This is a genomic window from Streptomyces sp. NPDC059224, from assembly GCF_042754285.1.
Taxonomy (GTDB): domain Bacteria; phylum Actinomycetota; class Actinomycetes; order Streptomycetales; family Streptomycetaceae; genus Streptomyces.
Window position 1 is genome coordinate 106752 of the sequence record NZ_JBHZAN010000021.1, and the last position, 16594, is coordinate 123345.

The 16594-nt window shown below is 74.2% G+C and carries 11 protein-coding genes and 2 pseudogenes; 6 read left to right on the plus strand and 7 right to left on the minus strand.

What is annotated here, in order from left to right; all coding sequences use genetic code 11:
- Window positions 1-8: 8 nt before the first annotated feature.
- Both ACFXI4_RS23975 and ACFXI4_RS23980 read right to left on the minus strand, forming a co-directional pair.
- Window positions 9-548, minus strand: a pseudogene (locus ACFXI4_RS23975) (lysophospholipid acyltransferase family protein); the annotation flags it as partial.
- Between the two features lie 141 nt (window positions 549-689).
- Window positions 690-1130 carry a hypothetical protein gene (locus tag ACFXI4_RS23980; protein WP_384994403.1) on the minus strand — a complete coding sequence of 147 codons (441 nt, stop codon included), beginning with the start codon at window positions 1128-1130 and terminating at the stop codon, window positions 690-692.
- A 948-nt stretch (window positions 1131-2078) separates the two neighbouring features.
- Here ACFXI4_RS23980 and ACFXI4_RS23985 point away from each other — a divergent pair.
- Window positions 2079-4088 (plus strand): NAD-binding lipoprotein, encoded by a 2010-nt coding sequence (locus ACFXI4_RS23985; protein ID WP_384994223.1) that lies wholly within the window; start codon window positions 2079-2081, stop codon window positions 4086-4088.
- 228 nt (window positions 4089-4316) lie between these two features.
- Here the strand turns inward: ACFXI4_RS23985 and ACFXI4_RS23990 are convergent.
- The 4 genes and pseudogenes from ACFXI4_RS23990 to ACFXI4_RS24005 form a co-directional block, all read right to left on the minus strand.
- Window positions 4317-4652 (minus strand): annotated as a pseudogene (locus tag ACFXI4_RS23990) (LysR substrate-binding domain-containing protein); the annotation flags it as partial.
- A gap of 110 nt (window positions 4653-4762) precedes the next feature.
- Window positions 4763-5371, minus strand: a complete 609-nt coding sequence (locus ACFXI4_RS23995) for a TetR/AcrR family transcriptional regulator (protein WP_384994225.1) — start codon at window positions 5369-5371, stop codon at window positions 4763-4765.
- Window positions 5372-5758: 387 nt separating this feature from the next.
- Entirely contained in the window at window positions 5759-5938 is a 180-nt protein-coding gene (locus ACFXI4_RS24000) for a hypothetical protein (protein WP_384994227.1), read from the minus strand.
- 65 nt (window positions 5939-6003) lie between these two features.
- A complete protein-coding gene (locus ACFXI4_RS24005; RefSeq protein ID WP_384994229.1) occupies window positions 6004-6150 on the minus strand; it encodes a hypothetical protein in 147 nt (48 codons plus the stop codon).
- Window positions 6151-6523: 373 nt separating this feature from the next.
- On the opposite strand from ACFXI4_RS24005, the gene ACFXI4_RS24010 reads away from it, so the two are divergent.
- Window positions 6524-6730: a hypothetical protein gene (locus ACFXI4_RS24010; protein WP_384994232.1), complete on the plus strand. Its 207-nt coding sequence runs from the start codon at window positions 6524-6526 to the stop codon at window positions 6728-6730.
- A 57-nt stretch (window positions 6731-6787) separates the two neighbouring features.
- On the opposite strand, the gene ACFXI4_RS24015 is transcribed toward ACFXI4_RS24010, so the two are convergent.
- Window positions 6788-11341 (minus strand): tetratricopeptide repeat protein, encoded by a 4554-nt coding sequence (locus tag ACFXI4_RS24015; protein ID WP_384994234.1) that lies wholly within the window; start codon window positions 11339-11341, stop codon window positions 6788-6790.
- Between the two features lie 105 nt (window positions 11342-11446).
- On the opposite strand from ACFXI4_RS24015, the gene ACFXI4_RS24020 reads away from it, so the two are divergent.
- The 4 genes from ACFXI4_RS24020 (at window position 11447) to ACFXI4_RS24035 (ending at window position 16455) form a co-directional block, all read left to right on the plus strand.
- Complete coding sequence (locus ACFXI4_RS24020; RefSeq protein WP_362719058.1) at window positions 11447-11773, plus strand: trypco2 family protein; 327 nt, start codon at window positions 11447-11449, stop codon at window positions 11771-11773.
- A complete protein-coding gene (locus ACFXI4_RS24025) occupies window positions 11770-15051 on the plus strand; it encodes a hypothetical protein (RefSeq protein WP_384994236.1) in 3282 nt (1093 codons plus the stop codon). The genes ACFXI4_RS24020 and ACFXI4_RS24025 overlap by 4 nt, the downstream gene beginning before the upstream one ends.
- Window positions 15052-15133: 82 nt before the next feature.
- Window positions 15134-15307 (plus strand): hypothetical protein, encoded by a 174-nt coding sequence (locus ACFXI4_RS24030; RefSeq protein ID WP_384994239.1) that lies wholly within the window; start codon window positions 15134-15136, stop codon window positions 15305-15307.
- A 38-nt stretch (window positions 15308-15345) separates the two neighbouring features.
- Window positions 15346-16455, plus strand: coding sequence for a hypothetical protein (locus ACFXI4_RS24035; RefSeq protein WP_384994241.1), 1110 nt, complete (start codon window positions 15346-15348; stop codon window positions 16453-16455).
- Window positions 16456-16594 lie beyond the last annotated feature (139 nt).

Sequence of the window (16594 nt, forward strand, 5' to 3'; positions counted from 1 at the left end):
GGCGGCCCGGCGGGTTCGCCGAGGCGTTCGGCCGCCGTCCGCCACGCGGCCGTCACCGCGCCGTGGGCCTGCGCGGTACGCGTGGCCCGGTCGCCGGTGAGCCGGATCGGCGCCCCGATGTGGACGTGCACGGTGGGCCGGCGCAGTGGGGTCGTGACGAGGCCGGCGATCTGCTTGACGGTGTTGCCCGAGGTGATCCGCCGGGCTCCCGCCTGACCGAGAGGGACGACGGGGGCCCCGGTGTACTCGGCCAGCCGGGCCAGGCCGCTGCGGAAGGCGGCGGGTGCGGCCGCGGCGGGGTCGGTGCGGCGGGGGAGCCGGCCCTCGCCGTAGACGAGGACCGGACGGCCCTCGCCCAGGGCCGCCGCGGCCAGGCCGAGGCGCCGGGAGGCGCGGTGGTCGTCGCGGTGTACGGGGATGTGGCCTTCGCGGGCGAGCATGCGTCCCAGACGAGGGATGCGCCACGGGCCCGCGGCCGCCATGACGGCCGGCTCGACGCCGACGCGCCGGAGCGAGGCGAGGACGGCGGCCGGGTCGGCGAGAGAACTCGGTGTCGAAGGTCCGAGGAGGCCGGGGGTGCGTGCTCGTACTCAGCCCTGCCGCCGTTCGGTACTCGATCCCGGCCTGCACCCGGCGGGCGGATGCGTTCCGTTGCGACGCGGCGTCGCGCCTGAGCCGCGCCGCTGAACTCAGTAGACCGTGACGTCCCAGTGGTTGCCCTCGTCGCAGTAGAGGTTGCCGGAGGCGGCCTGCCACTGCGGGTAGCCGTCACCGCGGTAACCGATGTAGGTGAAGCTGTTGTGCACATAGCCGTCCAGGCACGAGTTGTGCGCCAGATCGACCTTGTAGCCGTTGTAGTGGCTGTAGGTGCCGGACGCGTGGCCGACCTCCGTGCCGCCGGTGATGTTGACGGCACAGCCACTGGCCCGCTTCAGCGTGATCATGGCGTCGACCGTGCCGGAGTTGATCTGGTCGAACGACGTACACGTGGAGTTGGAGCGGGTGGTGCAGTTGCCGCTGGAGCTCCAGGTGATGCCCGCGGCGGAGAGTTTGGCGGCCGCGGCCGCCTGGGTCATCTTGGTGCCGCTGGCCTGGGCGGCCGGAGCCGCCACGGCGAGGGCGGCCGCCATGAACAGAGCGGGGACGGCGAGCCGGCGAGGACGGATGGACACGGAGCCTCCTGGGGCGGGGGGAGAGGCGGACCTGGTGACCTGGCGCCCCCACGCTAGCGGGAATCGGCGGTGGGACAAGTACGCGTCGCCGAACGGCTCCTGGAGCGAACGCGGTCCGCGCGGCGCCCGCGCGGATGCGCGGAGGCGGCCCGGACCGCCGCGCCGTTCTGGCCGGTGCCGCACGCGCAGGTCTACGCACCGTGCGAACGGCAGCGGGAGACCGGCCTGTTGACGGAGGTCCGGCGGGAGAGCGGCCGCAGTCGCCGGGTCCTCGCCCTGACATCGTCGGGCCGCACCGCGCGCCGGCGAACACGTGAAGACGCTGGACGAGTACGAGCAACTGGCCGGGAGCGTCGGGGAGATGCTGAACCCCCGGGCAGCGGGACACCCGGACGCTGCTCGTCCCCCCGTCGTGGTGCTGCTCGCTCTGTTCACGGCGAGCGTGCTGCACGCCCGACGGCTCCGTGCCGCCGAGGGCGGCCCCATCCTCTCGATGCTCTTCAGCGTCGGCTGGCTCCTCGTGCTGGGCCTGCTGTGCGCGTGGACGGTGATCGCCCTGGCCCGGCAGCGTTTCACCCGGGCCGGCCGCGGGGCGCGGACTCCCGCTGCCGGCCTGGTCGAAGCCCGCCCTCGCGGTCCTGGCGTCCTCATGGCTCGGCATCGGAGCCGAGGCGCTCGCCGCCCTCGCCGAGGGCGTCCTCGACCGCACCCGCCCCGCCCTGCTCGCCCTGACCGGCACCGCCGTCGACCTGGCCGCGGTGGGGAAACCCGGCCGCCGCACCCGGGTTTGAGCCGACCGATGCTGCCCGAAAGTGTGAAGGTGCCGGTCGGACGGCGTGTCGCGATATCTGTGCCGGGCACGCTTCGACTCCGGGAGACGTACGCGGAGATCATCAGGGGGCAGATGTGGACCGAGGGCAGGAGCGGACTCCGTTACGGCACCGGGCGCGCTACCTGTTCGACAGGACACTCGCCCGCAGCACGGGGACGCTGCTCGGCTGGCTGGCCGTCTGCTGCCTGACCGTCGTCGTCCCCGTCAGCGCCCTGCTGGTGTGGACCGATCCCGACGCGCCGCACTCCTTCTCCGGCCGCCTCGCCCAGGTGTGGCGCACCAGCGCGGAGACCCTGCGGCTCGGCGCGGTGACGGGCGCGCCGGCGCGGATGCTGTTGTCCGTCCTCCTCGGTCTGATCGCCCTGCTGTGCGTGTCGACCGTCGTCGGCGTCGTCACCACGGGCCTCGGCGAACAGCTCACCGAGCTGCGGCGCGGCCGCTCCCGGGTACTGGAGCGCGACCACGACGTGGTGGTCGGCTGGAACGACCAGACCGTCACCGTGATCCGTGAACTGATCGCCGGACGGGCCGGCGGCGGACGGCATGTGATCACCGTGCTCGCCGACCGGGACCCTGCCCAGACAGGGATGGCGCTCACGGACGCCCTCGGCGTCACCGAGGGCGTCCGGCTGGTCTGCCGCAGCGGCACGCTCACCGACCCGGACGACCTGGCGCTGGTCACGCCGGCCGCGGCCAGGGCGGTGGTGGTGCTGCCCGCCGCGGACGCCGACGGCGACCTGACGACCGTACGGACCCTGCTGGCGCTGCGCGCCCTGCCGGCCGACGGGCCCGGGCCACGGGTGGTGGCGGCGGTGCACGACGGCCGCTATCTGCCCGCCGCGCGCCTGGCCGCCGGGCCGCGCGGCACGGTGCTCGAAACCGACCGGACGGCCGCACGGCTGCTCGTCCAGTCCGCGCGGCGCCCGGGGATGCCGTCGGTCCTGCGCGACCTCCTCGACTTCTCCGGCGCCGAGTTCCATGTGACCGACGTGCCTGAGGCGGTCGGGCTGTCCTTCGAGGAGGTGGCCCTCCGCCTCGACACGTCCTGCGCCGTCGGGTTGCTCCGCAACGGGCGGCCCCTGCTCACCCCGGCACCCCGCACGGTCCTGGAACAGGGCGACCGTCTCGTCACCGTCGCCCATGACGACCGGCCCGCCCCGCTCCTGGACCGCCGGGCACCGGTCGACATGATGGCCGGCGCACCGCCCGGGCCCGTGCCCGAACCGCCCTCCCGGCTCCTGCTGCTGGGCTGGAACCGCCGCGCGCCGATGATCGTGGACACCCTGTGCCGAACCGTCCGGCCGGGCTCGTCCCTCGACGTCGTCACGGATCCGGGTACCGACCTCGAACTCGCCCTCGCACGGCAGGAATCCCCCGGCCCCGCCGCCGACGCGCCCGCGCTCGCCGTCACGCACCACACCCGCGACCTGGCTGCTCCCGAGGCCCTCCACGGGCTCGAACTGTCCGTGTACGACAGCGTGATCGCTCTCGGTACGGACCACGGGCCCGCTCCCGCGGGCTCCGACGCCCCGACCCTGCTGGCGCTGCTGACCCTGCGGTCGTGGGAGGAACGGACGGGCCGGGTGCTGCCGGTGGTGGCGGAGATGCACGACCGCCGCAGTGGGAGGGTCGCCCCGCTCGGGCACGCCTCCGACGTCGTGGTCCGCGGGGAACTCACCGCCCTGGTCATGGCCCAGATCGCGCACGCCCCCGAACTCGCCGCCGTGTTCGAGGAGATCTTCACGGAGCGCGGCGGAGCGCTCGCCCTGCGCACGGCCGACCACTACGTAACGCCGGGCCGTGAGGCCGCGTTCGCCACGGTGGTCGCGGCGGCGCTGGAACGCGGCGAGTGCGCCATCGGCTATCACGCGCACCTTCCACGGGCGGCCCGCCGGTACGGCGCCGTCCGGCTGGCTCCGGGCAAGTCCGAACGGCGCGTGTGGCATGCCGAGGACGAAGTGCTGGTGCTGACGGCGGGGCCGGGCCGCCCCGGCGGCACCGGCCCCGAGCCACGGGTCCTTCCCGGTCCGGGACCACAGCGGTCCGAGCCCGGCGGACCGGGTGAGGCAGCGGGCCTGCGCTGAGCGGCCCGCTGCCGTCCCGCCGGCAAGACCGGCGGTCAGTCCCGCCAGATGAGGAACTCGTGGGCCGTCGCGATCAGGGGGCGCGCTCGGAGGGGACGGCCAGGGAGAACGGCCAGACCAGGTCCGCGTCGTCGACGGTCGACGTGGCGACGTCCGCTGCCCTGACGAGAGCGCCACGCCCAGGCGGTCGCGGACGTAGGACACGCCGGTGGGGAGGTCGGTGATCTCCAGGGCGACGCGCCGGGTGACGGAGGCGGTGGCGAAGGCTCGGTCGGCGACGGTCCGGATGCCGTAGCTCACGGGGAAGTCCACGCAGTCCAGGCCGTCCGGTTCGGTGATCGGCACGGTGTGGCGACGGGCGAGCGGATGGCCGGCCGGCACGACGAGGTCGAGCACCGAAGCGGTGAGGTCGGTGAGCGTGCCGCCCGGCGGGGGCGGTCCGGGCAGGGAGCGGACTGGACGACGTGCAGTCGCGCGGCGGCACGGGTGAAGGTAGAGCGGCCTGTGCGCGATCTCCTTCGGCGGCCATTGCCCGGCGGTCACGACCGTGCGGGAGCCCTCCACGAAGACGTCGACGGCAGGGGCGCGACCGCATCGGGGGACAGGAGCCGCTGTCGAGCTTCCCGGGCCCCTTGAGGACGTCGAACAGCCGGCGCCGCGCGCGGGCGCCGCCGTCAGTTCAGCAGCCGCACCCAGCTGGCGGCGAGCTCGTCGAGCATCTGCTCGCGCGTGAGCTTCCAGTCGGCGCCGTCCCAGTGCTGGGCGACGAAGTCCAGTTCGGCCATCGCCAGCACACCCCGGAAGCGGCGCTGATGAGGGTCGAGACGCCCGGCCGCGGTCAGTCCGTCCTCGATGTCCCTGATGGCTTCCTCCAGCCACCGGTCCACCAGGTGGGCGAGCTCCGGATCGATCGCCGCGGCGTCCCGGCCCACCCGGATGATCGGCCGGATCGCGGGCCAGCTGTCGGCGGTGCGCCGCAGCCAGTCGGTGACCGCCTCCGGCGTCCCGTCGGTGACGGCCGCCACCAGGCCCTGCGCCGTGGAGCCGTGCTCGGGTGAACTGACGCGCTGCAAGGCCTCGTTGAGCTGCTCGTCGATGAGCGTCTTCATCAGCTCGCTGCGCGAGGGGAAGTAGGCGTAGAACGTCACCCGGGTGGTGCCCACCGCGGTCGCGATGTCGTCGACCGTGGTGGCGGCGTAGCCCTTCGTCTTGAACAGCTCGAGTCCCGACTCCAGCAGCAGCCGGCGCGTCATCTGCTTCTGTGCCTGCCGAAGGTTCGCCATGTCCGGACCCTAACGCGCCGCCGCACGGCGACCGTACACACCGGCTCCGCGCCACACGCTCCGCACAGCTCCTTGACGGGCCGTAAGCGCCGCGGTCGTCCGCCACGAGGCGGCGGTCGGCTTCTCGGCCTTTGCCGAGGACAGCGGGACCGTGCCGTCCTCGGCGCGGCATCGGGCGACGTGCTGGCCCAGCACCCAGTTCGTTATCGGATCGCGGTCGAACATCCGCCACCACTTGTCCCGCCCCGTGAACGGCAGGCCGTCCTGACGAAGTCGCAGGTCCTGGCGGAGGCGGCGTCCAGCTCGTCGGGCGCGCCCCGGTCCTGCCGCCCGTCCGGCCGGAGGCGAGGGTCACACGGGCACCGCCGTCGGTGTTGTCGTACGAGGTCACCCGCGCGTCGGTGACCGGCTCGACGCGGCCCGATCGCACGCGCGCGGCAGCAGGCCGTGCGGGTCGCTGCGGTGGATCACCAGGTACGGGTATCCGTGGCGCCGTTCCAGGTCGCGCAGTTCGCGCAGATCGAGCCGGGTCGGTTCGGTGCCGTCGACGGCGTCGCGCATGACCATGCGAGAACACGGCGCCGAGGCCGCCGCCTACGACGCTCACATCAGAGGGGGACAGGACTCACCTCTCAGAGCCACGGGCCGAGCGCGGAGGCGTCGGGCAGGTGGGTGAGCCCGCGCCTGGCACGGATCTCGTCGGCCAGCGCGGTCAGGAAGCCGTCCGAGTGGCCGGTGAAGGTGGTACCGGTACCGAAGTCGACGGCATGGACGCACACTTCGCGGGCGCGCAGCCACGGCAGCTCGGTGGCGGGGACCGGGCGGCCCCGGGCGGTGACGACCCGGTGCCACCCCTGCTCGGCGCCGAGCTGCCCGACGTGCCGGGCGAGGGTATGGCGGCCCCGCCAACGGGACTCGCCGGTGCCGCGCTGGGCGTAGCGGTACGAGCGCCCCCCGACGCAACCGTACCCAGCCGGTCATCGGCGCGTGCCCTGCGTCCTCGTCAAGGTCACCGCCGCGAACCCACCGGTGTCACCCGGGCTCCGCCAAAGGAAGGAAGCAGGCTCAGCCGCTCTGGTGCCGAGCCGGTGCGCGCCGGGCGCGGCACAAAATCCCGGCGCCGGGCCGCACATGCTCATTACCCTGCCGCTCATGCCCAGTGCCACAAGCCCGGCCGACACCATGTTCCAGCGCCTCCTGTGCTGCGTCTGCGGACGGAGCACCGACGACGCCGACGACTACGTACTCCTCGGGATCAGCGCCCCCGGCACCCCCACCGTGCAGTGGCTCGGCGCACACGCCGAACACCTCAACCGCGCGCTCGCCCGCGGTTTCTCCGTCGACGTGCACGAGATGTGACTCCGTGCCGGGGGGCGGCCACGGGGCGCTTCCCGGGCAGAGCACGGCGGAACGCCGCTACGCCGGACGCGCCTCCTCGGCGAGGCGGTGCCAGCCGTACCGAAGGGCGATCCGCCTCGCCTCCTCCAGGGCGGCGGACGAGGGCTGCACACGGCCCTGAAGGATCAGCGCCGAGGCCAGGTCGAAGGCGTAGGCCGTGGGCTCCTCGGCGAAGCGGCCGCGGACCAGGGCCACCGCCTTTCCGGCGGCGGCCTTCGCCTCCGCGTGGCGGCCCACGGCGCGCAGGGCGAGCGCGTAGGGGCCCAGTGCCTGAGCGAAGCCCGACGCGTACACCTCCGGCACCTTCTCCGCGAGGGAGCGCTGGAGGTCGACCGAACGCAGTGCGGGCGCCAGTGCCCGGTCCGCCTGGCCGAGCCCGATGTGCGCTCTGGCGACGACCTCGAACGCCGTGGCCACCTCGATGTCCATGTCGGGGTCCTCGAAGTCGAGCAGGTGCAGGGACTCCTCGGCGAGATCGACGGCGCGTCCGCCGGAGCCGGTCTCGGCCAGTTCCCAGGCCAGGGACAGCGCTGCCGACGCCACGTCGAGGGAGAGTGCCCGGTTACGGCGCAGCGCCTCCTCGCAGGCCTCGATCGAGGCCTGCTGCATCCGCTCCCGGGACAGGGCCGACGCGTACCAGGCGAGCGCCTGGCAGAGCAGCGCCTCGGCCTCGGCGGAGTCCGGTGCCAGCTCGCGACACCTCCCCACGGCCTTCGCGGCCACCTCCAGACCTTGGTGCTCGCCCGCCTCCACCAGTGCCTCCGCGTGTGCGATCAGTGCCTCGGCCTCGCTTTCGGGCGGGAGCCCGGCCGCGGCGGGATGCCGGTGCACGGAGAGAGCCTCGGCCGTCACCTCGGCGACCTCGCGCCGACGGCCGACATTGTGCAGGGCGTCGGCCAGATGCCGCAGATCGTGGAGCAGGACCGGCAGATGATCCGGCCGCTCCTTGACCACCTGTCGTGACAGCGATGCCGCCTCACGGAAAAGGCCGACCGCGTCGTGAGGGCGGCCCAGGTCCTCGAGCGCGATACCGCGCGTGCTGAGGGCCTTGGACAGTGCCTTCCGGTAGGGAGCAGGGTGATGCCGTGCCGTGCGCAGCAGGCCGACGGTGCGTTCGGCGAGGAGGAGCACGTCGTTCCAGCGGTCCAGGAGGATCAGGGCCGCCACCCAGTTGGCGCCGACATCGGCCAGAGCATGCAGTTGGGCGCCGGGCTCGGCTTCGGCGAACGGGACGAGGAGTTCGTACGCCTCCTGGTAGTGCGTCAGGGCCTCCTCCTCGCCCAGGTCGGTGAGGATGTTGCCCAGCACGTCGACGGCGACCGCCAGGCGGGGCGCGTGGACTTCTGGTTCCGTCGCGACGAGCTCCCTGAACAGTTCGATCGATGCCCTGACGGTCCGCAGGCCCTGCGAGTGCCGTCCGGTGTCGCTCAAGAAGTTGCCGAGATTGCACAACGCGTCGGCCAGCGCCGGGCGGTAGGCGTCGGGCAGCGTCCGCATGCCTTCCCGGAAGAGCAGGACCGCTTCCCGCACGGCCCGCACGGCCTCTTCCGGCTGCTCCTCCTCGGAGCGCTGGTTGGCCAGGTTGTTCAGCGCCGTACCCATCGAGTACCGGTAGACGAGCGGCTGCCGCTCGGCCAGCGGCCTCAGCAGCTTCACCGCCTCCTCCGCCGCCGCGACCGCTCGTGTACCGTCTCCGCACGAGCGGAAGACCTGCACGGCACTGGAGAGGGCGTCGGCCAGCTTCGGCAGGTGCCGGGCGGGAGAGCGGTCGGCGATCTTCCGGTACATGTCCAGGGCTTCGTCCATGGCGGCTTCGGCCTCGTGATGACGGTCGGCCTCTTCGAGCTGGTTGCCCAGATTGACCAGTGCGTCCGCGAGTTCGGGGGCGAAACTGTCGGGTGTCTCCCGGGCAAGGTCGCGGTAGGCGGCCACGGCGTCCGCGGCCGCCGCGACGGCTTCGGACCTGAGCCCGGCCCAGGCCAGCGCGTGCGACAGGTTGTGGCAGGCGAGCGCGACATCGGGCGCGTAGACCGGATCGTTCGCCGCAAGGCTCCGGTAGCGTTCCACGGCGGTTCGAGCCGGCGCGACAGCCTCCGTCCGTGAACCGGCGTCCCCCAGCTGGTTGGCGAGGTTCGTCTCGGCCATGGCCACATCACGGACATGCCGTTCCGGATCGTGTTCGCTCAGCCGGCGGTAGCACTCGAGCACCTCCCGGGCGGACGCCAGCGCCTCCAGCGTGCGGCCGGTGTCGGCGAGCAGACCCGTGCGGGTGTTGAGCGAGAGGGCGAGATCCTCCTGCGCGCCGGGATCACCACGCACCGCCAGCTCCTTCCGGAGCGCGATCGCCTCCTGGACGGCGGGCAGCGCCTGTTCGGCCCGGTCCACCTCGCCCAGCCGGATGGCGTAGCGATGGAGACGGCCGGCGAGTTCGGCGGTTCCACCGGTGGTGACGTCGCGTGCCCGGCGGGCGAGGAGCGCCGCGAGATCGGCGGCCCACTGGTCGAGCGCCAGCGTCGGGAGCGGCACGGCCTCGTACAACTCACGGGCGAGCGCCGCGTCGTTGCCGGGCCGACGCTCCAGGTCCTCCAGCACGGTGTCGAGTGCCCGGCGCAGCGGGGCCGGCTCCGCCACCTCCGTGGCCGTCCGTACGGCGGACAGGGCGAGTTGCCCGGGGTGCCGGGTCACCACCTCGCGCAGCCGCTCCGCCACCGGGGCCTGGTGCGGTACCGCGCGGGAGAGGACATGGAAGGCTGACTCGACCTGCCGTCGGCCGGCGGTCGGCAACAGCCACTCCAGCAGCCGCTGCTCCTCCGCCAGCACGCTGCCCACCAGGAACTCGCCCAGCCGGTCGGGTTGCAGCGTCCCCCAGTAGCGCCCGTCCGACGGGTACAGGCCGGCCAGCCAGCGTGCCGCGTCGGTGCGGTCGGCAGCGGCCACACCGTCCCGCGGCAGCCGCTCCAGCGTGACCACCGCCTCGTCCATGTCCGCGGCTCCGCACAACGTCGCGGCCGCGACCAGCACGTTCAGCTCCTTGCGGGTCAGACCGTGAAGGCCGAACGGCTTCAACGTCCTCCGCCAGTGCTTGTGCTCGTGCAGAAGCAGGATCACCTCGTCCGGTTCGCCACCCGTCACGGGTACCGGGTCCACATGCTGGAGCAGGGCCACCAGGACGGCCATATGGAGGTTCAGGGCCCCGGCGAAACGTTCGTCGGTGACGTCCGGGACGGGTGCGTCGAGCGGGTCGGTGCCGGGACGCAGTCCGCCCAGGCGCTCACCGAGCTCACGCGCCGCGAACCGTGCGGCTTCACCGCGGTCCTCCGGGGACGGTGCGAGCGCGGGCAGAGCGAACGAGTCGGGTCCGTCGTCCAGCAGCCGGCGGGCGCGGGCGTACTCCCCGGCCGTCGTCCACCATTCGCCGGCCTTCCGGGCGAGCAGAAGGATCCGTACGGGAGGGAGGCCGGGCTCGACGTGCAAGGCCTCGCACAGGGACCGCACCTGACCCGTCCTGGCCTCGGCATAGTCCAGGACGAGCAGGAGCGGCACCGAACGGGCGGCGAGGAACGCGCGCAGTTCGTCCAAGTCGGCCCGGTCGGCGAGGAATCCGGCGGCCCAGCCCGCCCGGCGCGCTTCCTCGACGGCGGCCAGGGCCAGCCGGGTCTTGCCCTGACCGCCCGGTCCGGTGACCAGACGAACCGCCGCGGACCGGTCGCCGTCCCGCCAGTCGGCGATGTCACGGAGTTCCGCGCACCGGCCGCGGAACCGGACGACACCCGCCTCCGGGCGGAGCAGGGAGACCGGAGAGTCCATCGCGTGCCCGGTGTGAGGGTGCAGCAGCGGCTGCAGCTCGGCGGCGCGCGGCCCCTCGGCCGGCAGCCGCAGCAGGTCGCGCAGGCCGGGGTCGTCCCACAGCGGGGCAAGGTCCTGGACGAACAGCCGGCCCGACTCGGGTTCGGGCCTGGCGTTCACCACCACGCCCACCAGCAGGCCGTTGCAGAGCACGCCCGACCCGGACATCCCTTTCCACCGGGACGCCGCCCGGCGGCCCGCGAGTGCCGCCGGAACCGGACCGCGCACTCGTAACTCATGCCAACCGATCGCGGGGACAGGGGAGTTCATGACGCCGTCGATCTGTGCCGTGTCCCGGAACGCGGGCATCCCCTCGACGTCGAACACGGTGGAACCGCTCGGGAACCCGGTCGCCGACACCAGGGCCCGGCAGGGGTCGGTGACCAATCGCCCCCACCGGTGCGGAGCCAGCCCCGGTGATTCCGCCAGCCGTGGATCCGCGCAGTGCAACACCGCCAGATCCACCGCGTCCCGGCCGGGCGAGGCCTGGCCCCGGGGTACGTAACGGCGGTACACCACCGTGCACTTCAGCCACTCCCGGTCGGGTCCGGCCACCGGACGCACCAAGATCTCACCGGTTCCGGGCTCGGGCACCAGATGGGCCGCGGTCAGGACATGTCCGCCGGGCAGCAGCCGACCCGAACCCATGGTCACGCGGGATGAGCCGGCCGGATACGCGGCGACCTCGACGACCCCGTCGTCCGACCGCTGCCCGTCGACCGCCATGAATCGCCTCCGTGGATGCCCTGCTGCGCCCGTGCGGGGATTGTGGCAGCGATAGGACCGGTTGACGGTGGGTAGGGCTGTTTTGCAGTCGGACGGAGGAGGGGCATGGCCGAGCATGCTGGCGCCGGGACGGCGGTCGAACTCGCCGAGGCGATCGAGTCGCTTCGAGCCCAACTGGAGGCCGCCCGGCGGCTCGCGCCGCCCGGAAGCCTGCGCTTCGAGGTCGGTCCCGTCGAACTCGAGTTCCAGGTGGAGCTGGTGAGCGGGGCCGAGGTCAGTGGGGGCGCCAAGTTCTACGTACTGTCCGCAGGCGGCCGGCGGAACACGGAGAACCGGACCACGCACTCGGTACGGCTCACCCTCACCCCGCAGAGCCCGGCGGGCGGTCCGCTGGAGGTCTCCGGCACCACGGCGCACGTGCCCGGACAGTGACCAGGTCCCGGACGCCCGCCGCCGGACGGGCGGTGGAGGTCTACCGGGCCAGGACGGCGGGCTGGCACGCGATGGGGACCGGCTTCCTGGTGGACGGCGGCCTCGTGCTCACCGCCGGTCATGTCGCCGGTCCGACGGGAGGCCGGGCACTGGTACGGATTCCCGGCCGGACCGAGCCCTTGACCTGCGCGGTCCTGTGGTCCCGGCACGACGAGCCGTACGGGACCGGCGTCGACGCGGCGCTGCTCGGCCTCGACGACCGCGGCTTTCGGCCACCGGGTGCCCTGCCCCCACTGGGCTGGGGACGGCTCGACGGCACCCGGGGCGCCCGGGCGGTCGAAGCCGTCGGCTTCCCGGCCGGTATGGAACTGCTCACCGAGGGCGCGCTCGCCTTCCGCGACAGCGCCCACGTCACCGGGGAGATCGTCCCGGGCAGCCGTCTCAAGGCCGACCGCTACGAGATCGCGGTCCGGACCCCGGTCCCACCCGCCCGGCCGAGAGGTCCCGCCCCGCCGACCGCCGACGCGGGGCGCTGCCCGCCGTCCCGCTGGAGCGGCATGTCCGGCGCGGGCGTGGTGTGCGAGGGGCTGCTGGTCGGTCTCGTGGCGGTCGACCCGGGCGATCCGACCGGGGGCGCGCTCACCGCCGTCCCCGTCGAGTCCCTCCTCGCCGATCCGGACGCGGCACGGCTCCTCGGCGGCGTGCGCCCGCGCAGCGTCGAGCTCGCCTCCGTACTGCTCCCACCGCCCGCACCGCCCGGCTCACCGGCGGGCCTGCTCCGGGCGGAGGTCAGCCCGGTCGGCTGCCACGGACGGGACGACCTGCTCGCCACGCTCACCGACTGGTGTCAGGAACCGGCGGAGTTCTCCCTGCGGTTGCTGACCGGCCCCGGTGGCCGTGGCAAGACCCGGCTCGGCCGGGAACTGGTGGAGCGCATGACCGATCGCGGCTGGGCGGCCGGCTTTCTGGACGACCAGTGCCCCGACGACGACCTCGACAGGCTCGCCACCCTGTCGGATCCGCTGCTGCTGGTGATGGACTACGCCGAGACCCGCCCCGACCAGCTACGGGCCTGCCTGCGCGTCATGCGGCCGGGCACCGGCAGCGGAACGAGGGTGCGGCTGCTGTTGCTCGCCCGGGCCGCGGGGGAGTGGTGGCGGCAGGCCCGTGCGACCACGCGGGCGCTGCGCGAGTTGCCGGCGGCCGCGGTACGGGAACTGGAGCCACTGGCCCCTGACGCGCAGAGCCGGGCCGAGGCCTTCAGGCAGGTGGTCGACGAACTGGCGCCCGCGCTGGCGGCGTTGCCCGGCATGCCGGCCAAGGCGGGTGCCGCGCCGCACGTCACGCTCCGTCTGGCCGACCGGCGCCACCGGGGGGCACTCGCCCTGAACGTGGCCGCGCTCACCGCGCTGCTGGAACGCGACGGACCCGTGCCCGGACGAGGCGGCCCCACCGCGGACGGGGAAGAGACGCTGCTCCTGCACGAAGAGCGGTACTGGACGCAGAGCGCGAACGCCCATGGCATCGGCCACCTCCACCCCGCGACCCTGCGCCAGCTGGTGGCCGCCGCAACGCTGCACCGGGCCGCCACCCTTGCCGAGGCCCGCGCCTTCCTGACCGGCCTCGCCTGCCTGACGGGTGAGACCGCCAACACCGCCCTCGCCGCCGCGGTCTGGCTCCACGAGCTGTACGGCGGTCAGGACGGCTACTGGACCGGCCTGGCTCCGGACCCCCTCGGCGCCTACCAGGTCGGCGAGACACTCCGGGACTTCCCCGAACTCCTGCCCGAGATCACCGGACGGGCGACCCGGGAGCGGGCCCGCCACGTGCTGCGGGTGCTCTGCCGGGCGCGGGAGCCCTTCCCGGAACTGGGGGAGCGGATCATCGAGGCCGTGACGGCCCGCCCGCGCCCGCTGGCCCTCGCCGTCGTCGACCTGATGCCCCAGGAACCCGACACCACCCTGACCACCGCGCTCGACGCGGTCCTGGCGAACGTGACGTCCGACGAGGCACTGCCCGCCGATCTGCTGTCCGCCGTACCGCGCCACACCGAGGTCCTGGCCCGTCCCGCCCTGGCCATGGCCCGGCAGAACGTCGCCCGCCTGCGGACCGCGCCGGACGCCGCACCGGCTCGACTCGCCGACGCCCTGCGCGTCTTCGCCTACCGGCTCTCCGCGGCCGGAGACTATCCGGAGGCGGTCGAGGCGGCGGAGGAAGCCGTAGGACTGCGCAGCGGTGGTGCCGGGAAGGCGGAGCTGATCGACGTGCTCCTCGGCTACGGCGCCCGCCTCGACGAGGTGGGACGGCACGAGGAGGCGGCACGCGCCGGGGACCGTCTGCTGGTCCTGTCCGGGGACGGCGCGGGCTCCCCGGCGCGTGCCGCGGACGACGTCGAGGACCAGGAACGGCTGGCCAGGATCCTGCACCACCACGCCTGTTGGTGCCACCGGGCCGGCCGGTCCGCCGACGCGCTGTACGCGGGTGCCCGCAGTGTCGAGATCCGCAGGCTGCTCGCGGCTCGGGACCCCGGCCGGCCGCCCGGGGAACTGGCCGGCTCGCTGCTGAACCACGCGCTGTACCTCCAGGCCGACGGCAACCCGGAGGCGGCTGCCGGGCCGCTGGGCGAGGCCGTCGCGATGCTGCGGCGGCTGGCCGAAGAGTCATCGGACGGCCATCTCGCCGCACTGGGCAGGGCCCTGCACGACCAGGGCCGCCTGTATGCCGCGCTGCGCGAGCCCGACCGAGCACTCATGTGCGCCGAGGAAGCGGCGGTCATCCACCGCGGGCTGGCCGGGGACGGCACCTCGCCGCCTCGGACGTCGGACCTGGCGGCCGTACTGGTCGGCCTGGCCGCCCGGTTGACGGACGCGGGCCGGACCGGGTCCGCCCTGGACACCCTCGCCGAGGCCGTCGCCCTGCGCCGGACGCTCGCGGCGGACGGCGGCTCCGCCGCCACCGGCCGACTGGCCGTGGCCCTCACCGACCAAGCCGTACTGCTGTGGCACACGGGCCGGTCCGAGGACGCCGAACGCGTGACCGACGAGGCGGTCCGCGCCCTGACGGTGGCACGCACGGCCGGATGGCGCCCGCCGGGGCCGGGCCCGACCGCCGGGCGGATCCTGCTGTACCGGGGACTGGCTCTCGGGGCCCGCGATCCGGCGGCCGCACGCGAGTTCCTGCGCCAGGCGGCCGAGGACGCCGTGCGCTGCGGTGCCACCGGCCTCGCGGACCGCTGCGCGGCGGCGCTGCGCGGTCTGGCCCCCGGCCGGGCCACGTGACGACCGGCCAGCGCCGGGGCCGACGAGGCGTCGGCGACCCGGTAGGCTCGCGCTCGGAGAGGTGACGTGAGGGGAGAACATCGTGCCTGAGCAGTCGTCGCACGCCGATGCGGCGGAGCAGGAAGCGGCCCCGGACCTCGCGCCGCCCGCTGCCCCGCCCGCGCCCGAGCAGCAGCCGCTCGGCGCCGAACTCAGCGACCACGAGTTCACGATGACCGAGGTCGGGGACGAACTCGGCGAACTGCCCGCCGAATGACGGCATCCGTCCGGCCCCGCGCCTCGGACGGATCACCTGTGCCGCCGGATGCGGATCCACGTGCCGTACAGGTCCGCGGACCCGGGGGCGAGGGTGCCGGCTACCTCCTCGACGGGGGCCTGCTGCTCACCTCGGCGGAACTGGTGGGCACGGCACCCTCCACCGTCACCTTTCGGCTGCCCGGCGCCGACCGCCCCTGGCGGTGCGCGATGCGGTGGCACCGCTACGACCCGGCCCGGCCCCGGGCCGCACGGCTCGACGCGGCGCTGCTGCACGTCCTCGACGACGACTGGGACGAGGGCCGGATGCGGAGCCGGTCGCCGTCACCACGCTGGGGCAGACTGGCTACCCGCCGCCCGTCCGTCCCCGTCAGCGTCACCGTCTTTCCCGGCCGGGACGCGGTGGTCGTCCAGGGCACGGTCAACGCCGGGTCATCGGTCAAAGCCGGCCGCTACCACGTGACGCTGCCCGGCTCGGCGTCGGCGGCCGGCCCCGAGCCGTGGCCCGGGACCGCGGGTGCCGCGGTGGTGTGCCACGGACTCGTCCTCGGCGTGGTGGCCGACGCAGGCCGTGAACCCGGCACGGCGTGGCTGAGCGTGGTGCCGGCCGAGGCACTGGTGCGGGACTCCGGCTTCCGCGCCCTGGCAGCTCCCGGGCCGCTGGAGGCGGCCGAACTCCAGACCGTTCTCGAGGAGGGGCCGACCGCGCCCCAAGGACCGGAACCGGTCGAAGCGGAGTCACTGACGCGGTGGTGCGAAGAGCGGGACTCCTTCTCGTCACGGCTCGTCGTCGGAGCGGACGACGACCACCGGCGGCGCCTGGCCCAGGCGTTGCTCGGGAGGATGAGCGGACGGGACTGGGCCACCGGCTTCGTCGCCACCGCCGCCGACCAGCGTGCGCTGGACGTCGTCGCCGACACCGCGGTACCCCTGCTCCTCGTCGTCGACCACGCGGACACCCGGTCCGAGACCCTGCTCGCCCTGCTGGACACCGTCGCCCGTCGCGCGTTCGCCGCGCCCGCCACCCCTGTCCGGCTGCTGCTCCTGGCGGACGACGACGGGGACTGGTGGTGGGAGGCCCGGAGCGAGTCGCCGGTGCTGCGTGACGTGCCGGCCGACACGGTACTGACATTGCACAGTCCCCGCTGAGTCGCCGGTGCGGGCGGGCCCCGCTCCTCCTGAGCGGGGCCCGCGGGCGCGCCCGGGCGCGGGGCCCGCTCGGCCAGGCCGGGACGGGAGGGGGCATGTGGGCTCCCGTCCCCCTCCCGGACAGAGGGGTGGGGCGGGG